The 19,267-nt window shown below is 69.8% G+C and carries 8 protein-coding genes; 3 read left to right on the top strand and 5 right to left on the bottom strand.

The annotated features are described in order from the left end of the window. Window positions 1–9 precede the first annotated feature (9 nt). Both WS54_RS09175 and asnB read left to right on the top strand, forming a co-directional pair. Window positions 10–1,041, top strand: a complete 1,032-nt coding sequence (locus tag WS54_RS09175) for an EscU/YscU/HrcU family type III secretion system export apparatus switch protein (protein WP_034204434.1) — start codon at window positions 10–12, stop codon at window positions 1,039–1,041. A 306-nt stretch (window positions 1,042–1,347) separates the two neighbouring features. Beyond that, the gene (gene asnB, locus WS54_RS09170) at window positions 1,348–3,318 is read left to right on the top strand and encodes an asparagine synthase (glutamine-hydrolyzing) (protein WP_059780629.1); all 1,971 of its coding nucleotides are present in this window, start codon (window positions 1,348–1,350) and stop codon (window positions 3,316–3,318) included. A 45-nt stretch (window positions 3,319–3,363) separates the two neighbouring features. On the opposite strand, the gene WS54_RS09165 is transcribed toward asnB, so the two are convergent. The 5 genes from WS54_RS09165 to WS54_RS09145 form a co-directional block, all read right to left on the bottom strand. Next, window positions 3,364–14,967: an LWXIA domain-containing protein gene (locus tag WS54_RS09165; protein ID WP_059780628.1), complete on the bottom strand. Its 11,604-nt coding sequence runs from the start codon at window positions 14,965–14,967 to the stop codon at window positions 3,364–3,366. A 208-nt stretch (window positions 14,968–15,175) separates the two neighbouring features. Beyond that, a complete protein-coding gene (locus WS54_RS09160; protein WP_059780627.1) occupies window positions 15,176–15,964 on the bottom strand; it encodes a lytic transglycosylase domain-containing protein in 789 nt (262 codons plus the stop codon). Continuing rightward, complete coding sequence (gene sctR, locus WS54_RS09155; RefSeq protein ID WP_006480865.1) at window positions 15,961–16,635, bottom strand: type III secretion system export apparatus subunit SctR; 675 nt, start codon at window positions 16,633–16,635, stop codon at window positions 15,961–15,963. Before sctR ends, WS54_RS09160 begins: the two co-directional genes overlap by 4 nt. Window positions 16,636–16,638: 3 nt before the next feature. Then, complete coding sequence (gene sctQ / locus WS54_RS09150; protein WP_059780626.1) at window positions 16,639–17,790, bottom strand: type III secretion system cytoplasmic ring protein SctQ; 1,152 nt, start codon at window positions 17,788–17,790, stop codon at window positions 16,639–16,641. Window positions 17,791–18,192: 402 nt separating this feature from the next. After that, entirely contained in the window at window positions 18,193–18,591 is a 399-nt protein-coding gene (locus WS54_RS09145) for a winged helix-turn-helix domain-containing protein (protein WP_059780625.1), read from the bottom strand. Window positions 18,592–18,993: 402 nt separating this feature from the next. Between WS54_RS09145 and WS54_RS09140 the strand changes: the two genes are divergently transcribed. Next, complete coding sequence (locus tag WS54_RS09140; protein ID WP_059780624.1) at window positions 18,994–19,179, top strand: hypothetical protein; 186 nt, start codon at window positions 18,994–18,996, stop codon at window positions 19,177–19,179. The last annotated feature ends 88 nt before the right edge of the window (window positions 19,180–19,267 follow it).

Genomic DNA, 19,267 nt, shown 5'->3' with positions numbered 1-19,267 from the left:
GGAGCCGACATGGCCGAAAAGGATCAGAAGCCGACCGCGAAACGCTTGCGCGAAGCGCGCGAGAAAGGCGACGTGCCGAAGAGCGCGGAAACGGTGTCGTCCGCGTTCTTCGTCGGCGTGTGCGTGGCGCTCGCGGTGGGCATCGGTTCGCTGTTCGCGCGACTGCAGGCGCTGTTCCGGCTCGTGTTCGACGCGGTTGGCGCGGCCGATCCGTCCGCGCGGCTCGCGGTGCTGATCGACGGCGCCGCGCGCGACTGGGCGACGCTGTCCGCGCAGATCGTCGCCGCCGGCCTGCTGGCCGGATTGCTCGCGGGCTTCGTGCAGGTGGGCGGCGTGATGGCGTGGAGCCGCCTCGTGCCGCAGTTGTCGCGGCTCAATCCGGCCGAGGGGATGAAGAACCTGTGGTCGCTGCGCAACCTCGTCAACCTCGCGAAGATGCTGCTGAAGACGGTGCTGCTCGTCGCGACGCTCGGCTGGCTGATCGTCGAATCGCTCGACCCGTCCGTGCAGTCGGGCTTCACGCGGCCGGTCTCGATCCTCGCGCTGATCGTGAAGCTGCTGATGCTGCTGTTCGGCTGGGCGGCGCTGATCTACATCGTGATGGCGCTGATCGACATCGTGCACCAGCGGCACGAGTTCAACCAGAAGATGAAGATGTCGATCGACGAAGTGCGGCGCGAGCACAAGGAGGACGAAGGCGATCCGCACATCCAGGCGAAGCGCCGCCAGCTCGCGCGCGAAGTGCAGTTCGCGTCGCTGCCCGACCGGATCGGCTATGCGTCGGTGGTCGTCTATTCGCCGCGTGTCGCCGTCGCGCTCTACTACGGCGGGATCGGCTCGCTGCCGTGGGTGCTCGCGCGCGGCGAGGGCGACGCGGCCGAGCGGATCGTGCGGCTGGCCCGCGACGCGCTACGCCCGACGCTCGCGAACGTCGGGCTCGCGCAGGCGCTGTACGAGACGACGCCCGAGAACGGCACGATCCAGCCGCAGCATTTCCGCGAGGTCGCGCAGTTGCTGAAATGGGCGACCGGCGCGGGTTGACGCGGGGGCGGTATCGCCGTCGGAATGCGGCCCTTTTTTCGATTTGCCGGTGTCACCGGGCGACCGGCTGCGGGCGACCGGCTGCGGGCGACCGGCTGCGGGCGACTGGCCGATTCGATATGGCCCCGTCGCGCCGCCATGCGCACACGGCGCTTGACGTCTATTTTTTTCCGCACCCTGCCAACATTCACTGGTGAATTATTGCTGATTTATTTCTTCGTAATATGGCTCGACCGTCATGCCCGACGGCCGGCCGCGAGGTTGGGCCGCGCGTGACGGAACAGGTCAACAGGGGCAGACAAATCAATGTGCGGAATCGACGGCTTTCTGAATAGCGTCGCCTTCGATGAGGAGACAGCGCGCGGCACGCTCGCGCGAATGACGGCGAGCCTCGCGCATCGCGGGCCGGACGGGCAGGGGATCTGGGTCGACCCGGAAGCCGGCATCGCGCTCGGCCACCGGCGGCTCGCGATCGTCGACCTGTCGGTGCACGGCCGGCAGCCGATGGCTTCCGCGTGCGGCCGCTACGTCCTCGTCTTCAACGGCGAAATCTACAACCATCGCGAACTGCGCGCGGAGCTCGAACGCGCGGGGCGCGCACCGGCGTGGCGCGGCCACTCCGACAGCGAGGTGCTGATCGCGGCGATCGTCGCGTGGGGCGTCGAGGCCACGTTGCGCCGCGCGACCGGCATGTTCGCGTTCGCGCTGTGGAATCGCGCGTCGCGGGTGCTGACGCTCGCGCGCGACCGGATCGGCGAGAAGCCGCTCTACTACGGCCGGGTCGGCGACGCGCTCGTGTTCGCGTCCGAGCTGAAGGCGTTGCGCGGCTATCCGGGCTTCGACGGCGCGGTCGACCGCGACGCGCTGTGCCTGTACCTGCGCCAGTCGAGCGTGCCCGCGCCTTACACGATCTATCGCGGCATCCGCAAGCTGCCGCCCGGCACGTACATCCAGTTCGAGCATGCGCGCGACACGCCGCGCGTGCGGGCGTACTGGACGCTCGAACAGACGATCGAGGCGGGCCGCGCGCAGCCGTTCGAGGGCAGCCCCGACGAAGCCGTCGGCGAGCTCGACACGGTCCTGCGCCAGGCCGTCGCGCGGCAGATGGAAGCGGACGTGCCGCTCGGCGCGTTCCTGTCGGGCGGCATCGATTCGTCGACGATCGTCGCGCTGATGCAGGCGCAATCGGCGACGCCGGTCGACACGTTTACGATCGGCTTTCACGAGGCCGGCTACGACGAAGCCGGATACGCGAAGGCCGTCGCGCGCCATCTCGGCACGCGCCATACCGAGCTTTACGTGACGGCCGACCATGCGCTCGCCGTCGTGCCGAAGCTGCCGTCGATCTACGACGAGCCGTTCTCCGATGCGTCGCAGATCCCGACCTTTCTCGTCTCCGAGCTGACGCGCCGGCACGTGACGGTGAGCCTGTCCGGCGACGGCGGCGACGAGCTGTTCGGCGGCTATACGCGCTACTTCCTCACGCCGCGCCTGTGGCGCAAGCTGCATCGCGTGCCGGCCGTCGTGCGCGCGCGGATCGCCGCCGCGTTGCATGCGCTGCGGCCCGATCACGCGGACCAGCTCGCGGCCGTCGCGCAGGGCGCGTGGGGCGGCGGCGTGGAGACGCGCGAATCGTCGTCGCGCATCGGCGATCGCCTGCACAAGCTCGGCCATGTGATGACGGCGGAGAGCCGCATCGGGCTGTACCGGCTGCTGATGTCGTCGGTGCATCATCCCGAGCGTATCGCGTTGGCGGGGCAGGAGCCGCCGACGCCGCTCGACACGGTGTCCGCGTGGCCGGCGCACCTGAGCTTCGCCGAGCAGGCGATGGCGATCGACACGCTCACGTACCTGCCGACCGACATTCTCGCGAAGGTCGATCGGGCCGCGATGGCCGTGAGCCTCGAGACGCGCATGCCGTTCCTCGACCATCACGTCGTCGAATTCGCATGGCGCGTGCCGGCATCGGTGCGCTTGCCGGAGGGGCAGCCGAAGGCGCTGCTGCGCCGGCTGCTCGACCGGTACGTGCCGTCCGCGCTGATCGACCGGCCGAAGCAGGGCTTCTGCGCGCCCGTCGACCACTGGCTGCGCGGCGCGCTGCGCGACTGGGCCGAGGCGCTGCTGCATCCGTCGCGCTTGCGCGACGAAGGCTTCTTCGATGCGGCGGCGGTCGAGCGGCTGTGGCGCCAGCACCAGACGGGCCGGATGAACTGGCAGCACCCGTTGTGGACGGTGCTGATGTTCCAGGCGTGGCTGGAGGCGCAGCGCGCGGGGTGACGGCAGGCTCGCGCCCGCCGCGCGCGGTGCGCGGCGGGCCGACCCTCATCCGACCACCAGCGGCGTGCCGATCGGCAGGTGCGCGGGATCGCGCGCGGCCGACGGATTGAGCTGCAGGATCTCGTTCAGCGCACGCGCATCCTGCTCGCCGCGCGTCATCGCCTGCTGATCGGCACGCGACACGTGCGCGGCGTCGAGCAGCGACTGGCGATGCCGGTCCGCGATCACCCACAGCGAATCGCCGTCGACGACGATATAGGGCTGCGCGGCGTTCGACGGCGAAGGCGGGTTCGACGGCGTGCCAGGCGGCGACGGTTGCGGCTGGGACGGCGTGGCGCTCGGCGTGGCGCTCGGCGACGGCGATGGCGACGCGCTCGGGGACGCACTCGGCGAAGCACTCGACGATGCGCCCGGCGCGACGTTCGACTGCGATGATCCGCCGCCGAAAAGCCAGTCGAAGAACCCGCCGATCACGGGCGCGATGCCGACCGCGAACTTGTAGCCGAATGCGGCGACCGGGATCATGACCACCGCAGTCGGGATCCGCTTGACGAAAGGCGTCGCGTTCGGGAAGTGCGTATTGAGCCGGCCGGCGAGTAGCAACGAGGTCATGGTGCCGGTCGCGATGGCGACACTGTGCTCGCCCTGCTGCCATTGGGACACGGTGGAGAGTCCGCCGAGCGCGACCGACGCGAAGTCGCCCGCCGAATCGAGCAGGCGCACGACGCGGCTGCGTTTGTCCGCGTTCACGCGTCGCGACACCATCAGGAGCGACGTACCGGCGTAGGCTGTGCCGATCACGCCGCTGGCAATGGCCGTCCAGCCCAGCGTGACGTCGAAACCCGTGAGCGGGTGCGTGGGATAGAAGGTCTTGAGGATGCCGGTCGCGACCGTCGCAACCGACGCGACCGTCATGCCCGCGCGCGCCGTGATGCCCAGCCCGCTGCGTGGATTGCCCGCGTGCAGTTGCTGCAGCGACGTGCCGCCGACGAACCCCTGCATTTGCGTGAGCACGTCCTCGGCGAGCGCGGTGATGTTCGTCTTCGCGTCGTCGAAGCTCATCGTCCCCTGCTGGTATTGCTCGACGTATTGCGCCGCCTTCGCCTGCGCATGGCGTACCGCGGACTTCAGTTGAGCGAGTCGATGCGGACCGTAGTCGTGCGTCGTGGAGTTGAACTGGCGCTCGAGCGTCGCGCCGAGGCTCGTGATGGCTGCCACCGCCGCCCTCGGGTCGCCCGACTGCAGGCTGCGGATGGCACCTTGGTGCATGACCTGGAACACGCGTCCGACGCGCGACACCAGCAGAAGCGACGACGACGCATTGCCCAGCCCGGTCGTATCGAGCTGATGGAACCCGAGGCCGATTCCGGTCGACAGGCCGACGACGGCCCCGCCCGCGAGCCATGCGTTCCGCAGGTCCGAGCGGGCTTTCGACAATCGGTGCACGCGCAGCGCGTTGATCCGTGCGCTGGCCTCGTCCATCGTGGCGCTCGGCATATCGGGCTGCGCGATGGCCTTGCGAGCGTCGCCGATCGGCAGCGACGCGTCGTACTGCAGCGCTTTCTGGCCGGTGACGTCGTTCCAGTACACGCGGCTGTCGGCCGCCGATACCGATGCGAGCGACGGTCGCCCGGCCACGCCGCCGCCATGGCTGTCGAGCCATTTCCTGCCGGCCTCGTGGGCGAGCCTGGCGAGCCGGTTGTGGGGCGCCTTGCTGTTCCATTGCGCTTGTGACGTCTCGTTCGTCGCCCGGCGAGCCTGATTCAGCAGTGTCGACGTGTTGCCTTCGTACAGCGCGTCGCGTAATGCCACGATCTCGGCGTCGGACATCTTGTGCGTCTTTTTCGCGATGCGCTCGATTTCCGAGAACAGGAATCGCTGCTGGTTCGCGAAATCCTGCATGCCGACCGGTTCGAACACACGCGTCAGCGCATCGCCGCCATGCAGTCTCGCGAATTTTTCAGGGGCGTTTTTTCCGTAGTCGGCGATCTTCGCCGCCAGCGCGCGTGTCAGGTCCGCATTCGCGATGAAGTCGTCGCCGTGCGTGCCCCATGACAGGCCGACATGCACCCAGTCGAGCTGCTTGCGGCTCAGGATCGCGTCGAGCAACGCGACGTGGCCTTCGCCCGGCACCGGCTCGAGCACGGCGTCCGAACCGTGGAAGGTCAGCAGCACGAGCGGCGACGGCTTGCCGCCGTTCTGCGCCGCCCATGTTTCGAGCGCCTCGCCGATGCGCCGCATTTCCGCGTAGCCGTTGTTCGTGCCGGCCATCGCATGGCCGTCTTCCAGCGACACGCGGGGCCGCGACGGTGCGGCTTCGATGCGCAGCAGGAAGCCGTATTCCGAGGCCGCCGTGAGCCACTTGTGCAAGTGGGCGAGATCGTCGAGTTCGAGCGTGTGCTGCGTGCCGTTGGCGTCCGTGCGCGTGAGCGTCGCCGTATCGTCGTCGTAGCGCGCGCCGGACGGATCGCCGAAGCGTTTGGCGCGCTGGATGAACCCCGGATCCTGCAGCGCGCCCATCGCGGCGGCGAGCGAATACGGGTCGACCTGCAGCGCGACGGCCGGCAGCGCGCCGCCATACCGCTTGATGTAGCGCTTCATCTGCTCGGGATCGTCGCGCAGCGAGAACGAGCGCGACATCGGGACGAAGCGGTCGGCGAGATCGGTCAGCTTGGCCTGCGTGGCCAGCTTCACGTATTGCCTGATCAGCTTTCTGTCCGTGCTGCGCGCCGCGCCGATCCAGTGCGCGCCCCGCATGAACAGGTTGTGCCGGGCGGGGACGCGGGTGAAAGCGCCGTGCGGGTGCAGGCTCGATGCCTCGCGCCACATGTGCAGCGTCCCGAAGATCTTCTTCGCCAGTACGGCATCGGCGAGGATGGCCTTCGGCGCGTCGGTGAACGTGAGGCCGTTGCCTTCCTTGCGCCCCACGTCGCGCTTGCCCCATTCGGTGAGGCGCTCGAGCGTCGACGCGAAATCGGCGATCTTCGCGTTGCCGTAGCGCGTGACCGATTCGACGATCGCGCCCGATACGTACGCAGGCTGGAACGGCTTGAGCGCGATCGGTTTCGGGGGCGGCGCGGCGGGCGGCGTGGCCGGCGCGGCGGCGGCCGGCTGCGTTCGCTGGGTGCCGCGCGCGGCCTGCTTGCCTTTGCGACCTTTTCGGCCGGCCTTGCCGCGTTTGCCCGCTTGCGTGCCGGTGCCGCGTTGGCTCGCGGCGGGCGGGGGCGCCGCCGCTGCGGCCGGCTGCGCGGCTTGCAGCGCGGCCGCCTTGAGCGCGGCCGCGCGCGGCTCGAATACGTCGGGGGCGAGCCTGGAAAGCAGGAAATGCTGATTGCCGCCATACGGCCCGCGGCCGATCGTCGCCCGCTCCAGCGGCAGGCCGGGATTGTCCGGGTCGCGGAACTGGCCGACGTCGTCGTACCAGCGCACCGTGCCGTTCTCGACCGCGATGAGGCCGGTCAGCGACCCGGTCAGCACATCGGTGACCGTGCCTTCGTGGTCGTACACGTACACGTAGTGCCCGTCGGGAATCTTGCCCATCTCGAGCGCGCGTTTCAGCTCGTCGGCGTGGTGCGCGTTGAAGTCGAGCGCGCCGTCCGCCGTCGTCGGGAGGATGTCGGGCAGGTCCGCCTCGGCTGCCGCGCGGTTCTGGCGCCGCAGCGACGGATGCATGTTCCCGAGCGCGCGCTGCACGGACACGTCCGGCTTCGACAGCGGCGCCTTCGGCTTGCCGATCGGGCGGCGCATCTTGGCCGGCGCGAAGCCGCCATAGCTTTCGACGACGTCGTGCGCGACCTTCGCGACGACGAACTGCACGCCGCGGCGACCGTCGGGCAACGCCCAGCAGCGGCGCCGGAACGCGGCGGCGAGCTCGCGCGATTCGATCGTGGCATCGCCGAGCGACGTCTTTTCGACGTACGTCCATTTTCCTGCGCCATCGCGCGTCGCGTAGCCGAGCACCTTGCCGGTCTTGCGTTCGACCGCATAGACCGTCGCCCCCGCACCGGGATCGTGTCGCGCCGCCGGTTTCGGCCGCATGAAGCGCGGCGCGCTGTCGAGCTCGTGCACGTTTGCGACGACCTCCGCGTCGACGCCCGTGTCCGACGGCTCGACATCCCATGCGCGGCGTTCGCCGAAATACGCGTCGACGCGCGCGGCGCCGCCAAACTTGTGCAACTCGGCGAGCGTGACGGGCGACACGTAGTAATCGTAATTCCCGCGGCTCGCGGCGCCTTTGTCCTTCAGTGAGAGAAACGCGTCCTGCAACAGGTGCGGATCGATATCGGCCGATGCCGCGTTCTTGTCGACGAACTTGCCCTGTGCGTTGGTCCGGAAGCTCGCGATGAATTCGGGCTGCGGATGGATCGCGTCGCGCCGGTCGGCGGGGCGGTCGGTGCGCAGCGCGATCAGCACGTGCGCGTCGGTGCCGAATGCTGCCTTCATCGCGTCGATGCTGTCGAGCTGGTCGCCGTCGACGCGCAACAGGTCGCGCTTGCCGTGCGACGCGAGCAGATCGAGCGCGCGCTGTTCGCGCTTGGCGGCCTTACGGGCGGCGAGCCCGCGTGCCGGCCGAGGCGCCGGCGAGGCTGGCGCGGCCATTTCGCGCGGCACGCCGCCGGCCTGCATGTGCGCGATCTGGCTCGCGTAGTAGTCGCGGTAGGTCGCGTAGCCGGGCACCGACGGCTCGGCGTCGCCGAACGCGTCCGCGAGCCGGCGCAGGCCGGCTTCGTCGCCGGGCATCACGCGGTCGGCTTCGCGCGCGATCGCGTCGGGCAGGAGGACATCCTTCGAGATGTCGATGCCCATGTCGTCGATGAGTGCACGGCGTACCGCGAACGCGTTCGCTTGCGCACGCGCTTCGGCCATCAGCGCACGATCGACCAGCGTGTCGCCGGGTGCGCCGTCGAGCAGCAGGCGTCCGGCGATCGCATCGACCGCATGCTGCGCTTCGTGCGCGAGCGCGTACACGAGCGTACCGGTGTGGCGCATCCGGCCGTCGAGCACGATGCGCTGCCGGTCCGTATCGATCCGGCTGCCGCGCCCGGGCCGGCCGACCACGACCTTCCAGCCGGCGGCCTGCGCCTGAGCGAGCTGTCCGCTCAGCAGCGTCGAGCGGTCGACGAGCGCGAGCGCTTCCTTCGACAGCGGCGCGCCGCCGAACCGCATCCGGATCCGCGTGATGATGGACGGCTTCTGAACGAACGCGTCGGGCGGCAGCGTGTCGGCGATGACCGGGCGCGCGATCGCGATGTCGCCTTGTTCGAGGCCGTGCGTGAGCAGCCGTTCGAGTTCGGTGAGTTTCTCGAGCGTGCGCAGGTGTTCGATCGGGTCGCGCGAGACCGGGCCGGGATCGCTCAGCAGGAAGTCGCCGTTGCGCGTAAAGATGCCCTGAAGGTCGAACGCGAGGCGTTCGCGTTCGACGACCGCGCGAATCTTCCGGATGTGTTCCAGTGCGGCCCGCGTGACGACGCTCGGCAGCGCGCCGGTCGCGGCCATCGTGTGCGTATGCAGGACGCCGAGCGGGCGATACAGTACGCCGACGCGGCCGAGCACCGAGAACGGGCCGCTCATCGTGACCGTCTGTAGTCCGTACGAACGCAGATCGTCGAGTGCGAGCCGTTCGTCGACCGCCGCACGCACGTGACCGGATTCCGTGTGGGCGTGGCGATCGTAGATACCGAGCGCGGCGTCGTCGCCGAGCGCGAATACGGTTTTTTCGCCGCCGGCGCCGAGCAGTTCGCCGGCTTCGTGCGCGACGTCGACACGCGCGTTGCGGTCGCCGTGCGCATAGACGCCGAGCGGGTCGGCGTTCAGCGGGCCGAGATCGTGCGGCGCGGCAGGCGCCGGATCGAGGCGATGGAACGTGCCGGTATCGAGCAGCGCGCCGTGCGCGCCAACCGCTTCCGCGGGCGCGGCATACACGGGCCGTTGCCACAGGTTCGCGAGCCGCGCCGCATGCGCGGCGCCGTCGTGCTTCGCGGCGAGCACGATCGCATAGCCTTCCTGCACCACGAACGGCGGCGCCATCTCGAGCAGGTATTCGTGCGCGCTGACCGGCCGGCCGTCGACGAGCAGAGTGCCGTCCGCGCGCGTGTCGGCGTGCAGCACGACCACGCGGCGCCCGGGGTCGATCGTGAAATGACGCGTGCGCGCGGCGGCCAGCTCGGCGGCATCGGGGCGCTCGCCCGCGCGGTACGGCGACGCGATTTCGGCATGCGCGCGACTCCAGGCGACGCGCGCATCGAAGCGGGCGACGCCGCGCGATGCGGTGCCGGTTTCGTCCATCCGCGGCGCGGGCATCCGGCGCGGCATGCCGCCGCGCCCCTTCTGGCGCGACCACGCGTCGTTGTAGAACGCGCGATAGGTCGCGCCGTCCGCCCCCGACGTGTGCACGTCGCCCAGCGTGCTCGCCAGTCGGTCGACCGTGCCTGCGTAGTCGTGCGACCGCCCGCGCCAGTTCGCGCCTTCGCGCGCGATTGCGTCCGGGTGAGCGAGGTGCGCGGCAATGTCGGTGCCGCTGGCCAGCCTGATTTCGTAGCGGGCCTCGAACGCGCTGATCTGCGCGCGCGCCTCGGCCTCGAGCGCCTTGCGCGTGAAGCCGCCGCGCTGCCCGGAGTCGTGGTCCAGCACGCCGGCCATCGCTTCGACGGCCTTGCGCGATTCGCGCGCGAGCACGTACGTGATGCTGCCGGCATCGCGGAGGCCGCCGTCGATCGTCACGCGGCGCTTGCGCGTATCGACGTGGCTGCCGCGGCCGCGTTTGCCGATCGTCACGCGCCAGCCGGCGTCCTGCAGCATGCGCAACTGCGTCGCGAGCGTGCCCGACTGCATCGCAAGCGCCTGTACGGCTTCCGGCAGCGGCGCGCCGCCCAGCCGCATCTGCATCCGCGTGATCCAGCCGGGATGCGGGGTGGCGTAATCGGGTGTCGCGGTGCCGGGCGTTTCCGCGGGCGCGGCGCGGGCCGGATCGTCGGTCGGCACGGGCGGGCGTTCGTCACCGGCATGCGTGCGGGCGGTCTTGCCGCCGGTGGCTTCGGCGCTCGTCTCGTCGCCGCGGGATGCGGCGGACGTCCCGCGCTCCGCTGCGGGTCGGGCCGCTGCTTCGGCAACGGCGGGGTGGTCCGGTTTGACCACCACGAGCACGCGGTTCGGCGCGCTGAATATGCCGTCGTGCGCGGTGACGGGTTCGGGCGTGGCGACCGCGCGCGGCATCGCCGGCTCGTTCGGGCCGCGCTTGCCCGCGAGCACGATCAGCGTTTCGTCGGGCGCCGCGGGGCGCGACGGCGCCGGCGATGCTTCTTCAGTCACGGCGGCTCCGGAAGGGCCGTTTTCCATCGCCACCGCTTCCGGTTCCGGGTCGAAACGCAGCACCCGCGCATCGGCGCGCAACTGGCCATCGGCGCCGAATGCGTCGGGCGCGGCCGCATAGACGGGTTTCTGCCAGCGGTTCGCCAGCTCGGGCGCAAGTGCCGCGTCGTGCTCGCCGGCGACGACGATCACGGGCTCGTCGAGTGCCTGCGGACTCGGGGCGGGCGTGCCCGGATCGCGGCTCGCGCCATTTCGCACGAGATAGACCGTGCGCTCGCCGACCTGCATCGGCTCGACGCTCGGCCCGCGCGGCACCGCGATGCCGGCCGGGTCGGACGTCGCCGGCCGCGTGGCGGGCGCTGCGTCCGTCAGGTCGACGACCCGTACATCGACGCGCGGCGGCGTGCCGTCCGGCTTCGTGCGCGTGCCGGCGCCGGCCGGTTCGTCGCTCTCGGCGGCGCGTGCAGCGGCGCCACGGGTGGCCGTCGTGCGGTCCGCGTCGATGTCGTCGTGCTGCCGGTCGGCCTGCGCGCGCGCCTCGCTCGTGCGCTGCGTACTGTGGGCATCGTGGGCCGCATTCGCGCTTTCACCTTCGGCGGCGGCCTGCTGGACGCGGCGTGCCTCCCTTGCCGCGGCGTCGCGCAACTGGCGGTGCAGGTCCTTGCCCTGATCGATGACCTCGTCCAGCCTGTCGAGCCGCGATTTCGCGACGATGTTCGACGTCGTGCCGATGGCGCCGTCCGGGCCGAACGTCAGGCGTTCGCCGGTGTCCGTGACGCTGTCGACCCGCGTGCCGTGAGTCCAGGCCTTCGGTGAAGCCGACACGACGGACAGCGTGCCGTCCTGGCCGAGCACCACCGACTTGCCGGGCGGCAACCGCTTGGCCGACGTCTTGTCGAGCACGCGGATCGGCTGGTCTTCGTAGGTCAGCACTTTGTCGCCGAACATCAGTACGCCGTCGGGTGCGACCTTCACGGCCTCGCCGTCGAGCGTCGCACGTGTGCGGTCGGCCGACAGCGACGCGGCGCCGTCCTTGTTCAGGATTTGCCCGATCGTCCGGTCGTCGATCTTGACGACGTTGCCATCCGTCGTGTGCGCGGCGATCGGTCGTCCGGTGCGGGTGCGGATGCCCGTGACCGCGCGTTGCTTCGCCGCCCCCGCGCTCATCAGCGCGGTATTGATGACGCCGGATTCGAACGCTTCGCCGGCCGCCTTCGTATTGCCTTGCCACAGGTCGACGCCGGATTCGACGAACGCCTCGCCGGCGCCGGCGACACCGGTCGCGAACGCCGTCCGTTCCGCACCCTTGGCGATGACCGACGCGACCTTCGTCGTGACCGCGCGCTCGAACAGCTTCGTGCCCGCGAGTTTCGCGGCGCCACCGGCGGCCATCGGCACGAGATTGATGTAGTCGGCGCGGGCGCCGGCGTCGAATGGGCTGATGCTCTGGTCGTGCTGGACACGGTTGGCGAGATCGAGGCCCGCCTTCGTCATCGCGGAACCGATCGCCGTGTAGGTCATCCCCGCGCCGATGATGTTCAGCGGCACGCCGATCGCCGCGCCGATCACCGTGCCGTCGAGCGCCGTGCCGATCACCTCGAGCGCCATCCCGCCGAGCAGCATCCCCATGTTGACGCCGGTGCCCGTGAAGAAATTCAGCACGGAGTCGAACGTACTGTCGTTGTGCGCGGCCTTCGACACGAGCTGCGGCGCGCCGTTCTCGTCGTGGCCGGTCAGGATGTCGACGGTGCCGTCCGACGACAGCTGATTGCTGTCGAGATAATCGTCGATGCTGTCGTAGTTGCCGGCCGATTCGTCGATGTAGTGCGTTTTGCCGTCCTTGCCCGTTACCTTGAACAGCGCGCTCGTCGTCGTCCCGGTTTCCTTCGCGGCATACACCATCGGCAGCACGCTGATCTGCGTGTCCTTGCCGCCGCCGACCGACAGCAGCTTGTCGCGCACGGCGTCGATGACCGACAGCTTGTCCTTGTCGACGAAGCGCGCAGTCGAATCCTCGGCAGCCGAGACGGATGGCGACGAAGCATCGGCCGGCACGTCCGGCTGTTGCCCGAGCGCGATGCCGATCAGGTTGCGCTGCCGATTCTCGCCGAGCGAGCCGAACGCGATCGTGCCGCCGTTCCCGGTGCTCAGGCTGGCCGCGTCGAGCATCGAATTCGACATTTCGGTGCGATGCGCTTCGTAGAAGTCATGCATCGCCTTCTTGTAGTCGTCGGCCGCGTCGGATTTCTCGTCGACATAGCGCAGCCGCTCCTCGAGGCCCGCGTCGAACCGGTCGAGCAGAACCTGCTGGCGCGACGTGTCGCGCAGCAACTGCAGTTGCGGAAGGGCGTTCTCCGCCTTCGTGACGGCGTCCCGCGCGTCGTTCAGCTCGGATTGGTACGGGTTCGGGCGATACGACGGCGCCGGCATCACGTCGCCGTCCGGCAACGTGCGCAGCCGCAACGGCGGCGGGTTGGCGGCGGCCCATTCGTCGTACTGCTTCTGCTTGGCGGCGAGTGCACGCTTTGCCTGATCGACGTCGTCCTGCGCGTTGCTCAGTGCGACGTCGGCTGCACGCGAATTGACGTCGTCCGACAGCCGGTTGCTGGCCATCCTCAGCGCGCCGGCGACCACCTGCAGGCGTGTGGCGTCGATCTGCGTCGGGCCGTTCGCCGCAGCCGGCAGCGGCATCGTCGATCGCGACGGGTCGGTCAGCGACAGGATCGGCGCTGACGATGCGGCATGCCTGCCGGTCGGTACGGGCGCCGCGAAGGCCGTGGGCAGCGACGGGCTCGCGCCCGGCGCGGCACCCGCGGCCGTCGACAGCGACGAAAAGGGCGCCGGCGGTGCGGCGGTCGACGTCAGTTGCGGCGGTTGCTGGAAAAACGGCTTCAGCAGCGGCTGCTGCGCCTTCACCTGCGCGCTGATCTTCGACGCCTGATCGTCGTACTGCTGTGCGAGCGTCGCACCGTACGCGGCGACGAAGCCGTCGTGCGCGATGCTCGCCTGCTGTTTCGCCTTGTAGAGCTTCGCGTACGCGGCGGTGAGATCGAGATCGACCTTCGCGTCGACGGGCGGCAGATGCGGCGGCCGCGGGTTGTCCTTGTGCCACTTGTCGGACGCCTGCTGGGCGAGCGCACAGCCGTCCTGTGCGCCGTCGACCCGTTGCTGCGCGGCCAGCATCTGCAGATAGCCGCCGCTCGTGTTCGCGGCCGTCTGCGCGCGCTTGAGCGCGGCGTTCGCGTCCGAAGCCGAGTTCGGCGCGACGATCACCGTCCCCTGCTTGCCGGCGACCACGTCGAATTTCTGCTGTGCCTGCGCGAGTGCGATGGCGTCGTTGGCCGCGGCGAGCGCCGCGTTCGTGAGGTTCGCCGATTTTGCCGCGGCCGTGACGTCCTTTTGCGCGGCTTCCGGCGATTCGGGCGCCTCCGGCAGGTTCACCTGCAGATCCTGATCCGCCAACGCCCTGTTCAGCCGGCCGATCCCGGCGTCGAGTGCCGCCTTGTAGTCGGGATCGACGAGATACGATCGGAGCTGCGTACGGGCGAGGTACGCGTTCGACAGATCGGAAAAGTATTTCGCGGTACCGGCAGCCGCTTGCGCGTCGGCGTTTTTCCAGTCGTCGTAGCGCTTCGACTGCTCCGCGTTCTTGCAGTCGCCCGGCTTCGGTATCCAGTTCGGGTCGTTCGCGTGGTCGGGAAACGCGGCCTGCAGCGCCTTGAGCTTGTCGTTGGCCGCGTTCTGCGCGTCGCCCGGGTTCGTCACCTTGCCGTCGTCGTCGATCTGGATGCCGGACGGCTTGTCGGCGTCGGCCTGTTCGCGATACAGGATCGTGTAGCCGGCGTCGGTCGTCACGTTCAGCTCGCGCTGGGCGGTGTCGGCCGCCGTGCGCGCTTTCGCATAATCGGCCTGCGCGGCCTTGCGGGCCTCCGGCGTCGATTCGGGATCGCGGTTGACCACGTGCAGCACGTTCTGCGCGCCCTGCAGCGATTTAGACGCGTCGTCGTATTTCGTCTGCGCGTCCTGGATGGCCTGCCGCACCGCTTGCGTCGTCTTGTTCTCGACGGTGATGTCGGGCGGCGGCGCCGTGTATTGCGCGGCCATGCGCTGCATCAGCGACGTCGCGTCGGCGATCTCCGCGTTGGTCGGCTTCGACGGGTCGGTGGCCAACGACGCATTGACGGGAATCGGCGGGGCGGTGACCGGGTTCGCCGGGCCGGCTGCCGGATCGTCCTGTTTCGGTGGCGGCGGCGGAGGAGGAGGAGCAACGACAGGATTCAGCGTTTCCGACAGGAAGCGCTGCCAGTTGACGCCCAGTCCCAGTCCGTCGATCAACAGCATGCTCGTCTCCGTTGAGCCGCGCGATGCGCGGAGCACCCGGCGCACGGTACGTCGCGCCGTCAGCTTTCAAGTGTAAGGAGACGCCTCGCGGCTGGCATGCCGCTGTTTCGTAGCGTGGCGGCGCGGTCGGGAGGCGTGCGCAACGCGTGCTACGAGGCGCGCACGGCGCGGCGTTCGATCAGCGCACGGCGGCCAGCGCCGCAGGTCGTCACTGATCGAGACACCGCACGCAGAGCCGCTTCGCCTGGTTCGCCGGCAGCCCGCGGCACATCATCAGAACCGGGCGCGCATGGCACGACGGCGCATCTGCGGATGCGGCGGCCGACGGCAGGCGGCGCGCGCGTTCGGGCGGCGTCGCGGCGGCCGCGGCCATGCGCCGCTGGCGCGCCGGCGGCGGCGTGTCGGTCACGACGGGAATCGGCTCGATGCCGCCTTCGCGCGCATTGCGCTGCGCGCTCGCGACGACGCGGCTCACGTAGCCGCTCGAGAAGCCGGTCGTGAAGTTGCCGCTGTAGTAGCACGACAGCGCCGCGCGCAACGCGGCCTGCGTGGCGTGGCCGGCGCCCGACGAGCGCGCGAAGCATTCGGTCAGGATCGCGCCGCCGGCCTGCAGGTTGCGGCACGGCTCGAACATCGTCGCTTCGTCGAGCCCGTATTTCGCGAAATTGCGTTCGTTCACCTGCGCGAGGCCCACGCTGTAGCTGAAGCCGCGCGACGACAGTTCGCGCGCGGTCGCGCGCGCCTCGTCGAGCGACGTGGGCTGGCGCGTCAGGTGCCCGCCGACCACGCCGATCGCGTACGGATTGAAACCCGACTCGGTGCGCACGAGCGCGGCGAGCGTCGCGGGATCGACGTTCGGCGCGCAGGCGCGCGCCAGTTGCGCGAAACCGGCGCCGCCGCCGGCCGCCTGCGCGACGCGCGCCGGCAGGCACGCGAGCGCGAGCATGGCCAGCGCGCACAGGCAGGCGGCGGCGGTTTGCAGGCGGCGCGCGTTCATCCCGCCCCCGCGACGCGGTACGACAGCACGAGCCCGTGCACGAGCAGCGACCAGCCGTCGAGCGCGACGAACAGCAGCAGCTTGAACGGCACCGAGATCGTCGTCGGCGAGATCATCTGCATCCCGAGCGCCAGCAGGATGTTCGCGACCAGCAGATCCACGACGATGAACACGATGTAGATCACGAAGCCGATCTGGAACGCCTTCGTCAGCTCGGCGAGCGTGAAGCTCGGCACCAGCACGAGCAGGTCGTCGTCCTTGATGCCGTCCGCGCGGTTCTTCGGCCAGACCGACGTCGCGGTGCGCACGAAGAATTCGCGGTCGCGCTGCCGCGTATGCGATACCAGGAAGTCCTTGATCGGCGGCAGCGCCGCATCGGCGAGCGCGCCGATGTCCGAGGTCGACAATTGCCCCGACGCATCGAAGTGGCGCGCCTGCAGCGCGTCGCGGATCGACATCCCGACGGGCGCCATGATGAACAGCGACAGGATCAGCGCGATGCCGTTCAGCACGAGGTTCGGCGGCACCTGCTGGATCCCGAGCGCGGAGCGCAGCAGGCCGAGCACGACCACCAGCTTCGTGTAGCTCGTCACCATCAGCGCCGCGAACGGCGCGATGCCGAGCGCGGCGATCACCGCGATCAGCGCGACCGGATTCGGCAGATTGCCCATCGTTCAGCGCTCGCGCGGCGCGGGTTGCGTCAGCGTGACGACGCGCACGCCGAGCTTCTGGCCGACCGCGATCAGATGGCCGGTGCCGATCAGCATCCCGTTCGCGACGAGATGGATCACGCTCTGGTTGATCCCTTGCTGCAGCTCGATCACGGCGCCCGGCTGCAGCGCGCTCAGCTCGCCGAGCGGCATCGACGTGGGCGGCAGCTCGAAGCGCAGGTCGACGGCGAGGCCGTCGAGCGAGCGCGGCGCGTCGGCGGCCGGCGCGTCGTGCGTCGTCGGCGGCGAGTCGGTGCGGGTCGGTTCCAAAGGCATCTCCCTGATTCGTTCGACGGTCAGCCGGTTGCCCGACGGCCGTCCGGTGATCTCCCACGCCGGCGCGGCCGGCAGACGCGCGACGCACAGCAGGTTCTGCTCGTGCGCCTGCCAGCGCTCGATCGCGATGATGTCGCCGCCGACGACATCGGCCAGCTCGGCCGTCGTCAGCTCGGTACGGCCGATCTCGAACACGAGCGGCACGGGCAGGGTTGCGTAGGCTGCGCGCGCGTCGGCCAGCGCGGCCGGCGCGGCCGCGAAGAACACGGCCAGCGCATCCGGCGCGTCGAACAGCAGCGCGCCGTGGCAGCGCCACGCGGCGTCGGCGCGCCGCAGCTCGAACCGCAGCGCGGCCGGCGATGCGTGCGAGGCCGGGGCGCCGTCCGGCGGCGGCAGCAGTTCCACGCGTTGCCGCGTCGCGGCCTGCAGCACCGCCGCGAGCGGCGCGCACAGGTCGGCGAGCAGCGCCGCGCGGATCACGGCCGGGACCGCCGGGTCGGCTGCATCGCCGAGCCATTCGGTTTCCGCGACCGGGTCGATCCACAGCGTGCCGGCCGCCGGGCCGACGACGAACCGGTACGCGTGCGCATCGGCGGCCGGCTCGGCGTCGACGCGCCAGCGCACCTCGTACGCATGCTCGCCGAGCGTGACCGGGACGGCGCCGGTCGCACAGTACGCATGCGACAGCCCGCGCGCGGCGGCGGCGGACAGGCGCGGCAGATAGGGCGACGCGTCGAGCGCGACCGCGGCCGGCGCGGCGGCGGGCGGCGGGGAAGCGGCGGGCATGGCCCGGTTCGCGGCGTCGCCGGCGTCGGCATTCGTCAGGAACAGCGCAGGCACGGCGGGATCGGGGCGGATTCGGCGTTGGTTCGACGGATTGTTCTGGGGCCGGCGGCGCGGAGGGGCGCGCGGCTGCTGCGTCGATTGTAGGGACGGCGATGGTCGCGTGCCGCGCCGGAATCCGTAGTCGCGACCGTCGCGCGAAGACGGCGCGAGCGGGGCGCTACGAAGCGCGACGAACGACGGCGGACGGCGGTGGAGCGCGATGAAGCGGGCGGCGCCGCGGCGGGCGCTCAAAAGCAACCGCCGCCCGGAGGCGGCGGTTGGGGTGCGACCGGCTGGCGGGCCGGGCGGCGTGCAGGCCGCGTCCGGCCGGCCGGTCGCGAGGGGCTGCGAATCCGCGCGGCGCGGTGGGGGAAGCGTTGCCGGCGTGCCGCGATCGAGCGGCGCGCGGATGACGCGTCAAGCGTAGTCGGCGGCCATCGACGGTTGCGGCGCCGTGCGCTGCATCGGCGTCGCGTCGTGACGTTCGACGTGCGTCATCGCCGCACCGAACAGCACCAGGCGATAGCCGACCGCGTAGATCGGGATGATCCGCAGATTCTTGTCGTGTTCGAGCTGCAGCTTCGAACGGATCCGCGAGATATGGGTGTCGAGCGTGCGCGACGACACGCCGAGCTCGCGGCCCCACACGGCCTCCTGGATTGCCTGCCGCGGCACGATCTTGTTCATGTTGTCGAGCAGGAATTCGACGACGTCGAATTCGCGCGGCGTCACGTCCACGACCTTGTTGTCGATTTCGATCGTGCGGCGCACGAAGTTGATTTTTATATTGTCGATGTACAGGTATTTGCAATCCATGGTGGCCCTCGCATGTCCGTAAAGGAGTGTTTGCGGGCTTTGTGCTGCAACTTCCGGGCCAGGGGCGGATCGTCAGACGGTAATAACGGGCGGTCGCGGCGCGGACGGCGCGGCAGCCTTGAATTTAAAAGAATTTTTAACGGGAAGCCGCTGGGCGATCGATGAAAGGGGCGGAACGGCGCTGAAGGATTGTTACGTAGCATCGCGTCGCGACGTTACGGGCGTTACGTCCGACGTAACGTGAGGGAGACGCCGGCGCCACGCGCTCGACCGAGGTGGGCGGCGGGCCCCGGAAACCCGACATGGAACCCTACATACGACAATGAAAATTCAATATAAATCAGTGACATAAGTGACTATAACTGCCGACATCGAACCCTACATGGAACCGTACGAGAAAGCATGACGACCGTCGCTACCTTCGAACCGTTGTTTCCCGAAGATCGCGTACTCGATCCGCAGCTCGAGCAGGCCGCCGAGCGGGTCGATTCTTCGCGGCGGTTACTTGCCATCGGCGATACCCCGCTGGCCACTGCGCTCGTGCCGCAATTGCGTGCCACGAATTCTGTTTCCGAGGCTTTGGCCTGAAGTCGACCAAGCGTGAGCGACGCCGGGCCGCTCCATGTCATGCGGACTTTGGCCCGGATAAGCGGGGGGGGCTCGCGATGCATTGAAA

Source organism: Burkholderia sp. NRF60-BP8 (assembly GCF_001522585.2).
In the GTDB taxonomy this organism is placed as follows: domain Bacteria; phylum Pseudomonadota; class Gammaproteobacteria; order Burkholderiales; family Burkholderiaceae; genus Burkholderia.
This window is presented reverse-complemented; position numbering and strand designations above follow the sequence as displayed.

Coding starts and splice junctions, on each gene's coding strand:
- sctR (WP_006480865.1), bottom strand. CDS start 16,635: ATGGGCAATCTGCCGAATCCGGTCGCGCTGATCGCGGTGATCGCCGCG.
- WS54_RS09160 (WP_059780627.1), bottom strand. CDS start 15,964: ATGAACGCGCGCCGCCTGCAAACCGCCGCCGCCTGCCTGTGCGCGCTG.
- WS54_RS09175 (WP_034204434.1), top strand. CDS start 10: ATGGCCGAAAAGGATCAGAAGCCGACCGCGAAACGCTTGCGCGAAGCG.
- WS54_RS09165 (WP_059780628.1), bottom strand. CDS start 14,967: ATGCTGTTGATCGACGGACTGGGACTGGGCGTCAACTGGCAGCGCTTC.
- asnB (WP_059780629.1), top strand. CDS start 1,348: ATGTGCGGAATCGACGGCTTTCTGAATAGCGTCGCCTTCGATGAGGAG.
- WS54_RS09145 (WP_059780625.1), bottom strand. CDS start 18,591: ATGGATTGCAAATACCTGTACATCGACAATATAAAAATCAACTTCGTG.
- WS54_RS09140 (WP_059780624.1), top strand. CDS start 18,994: ATGACGACCGTCGCTACCTTCGAACCGTTGTTTCCCGAAGATCGCGTA.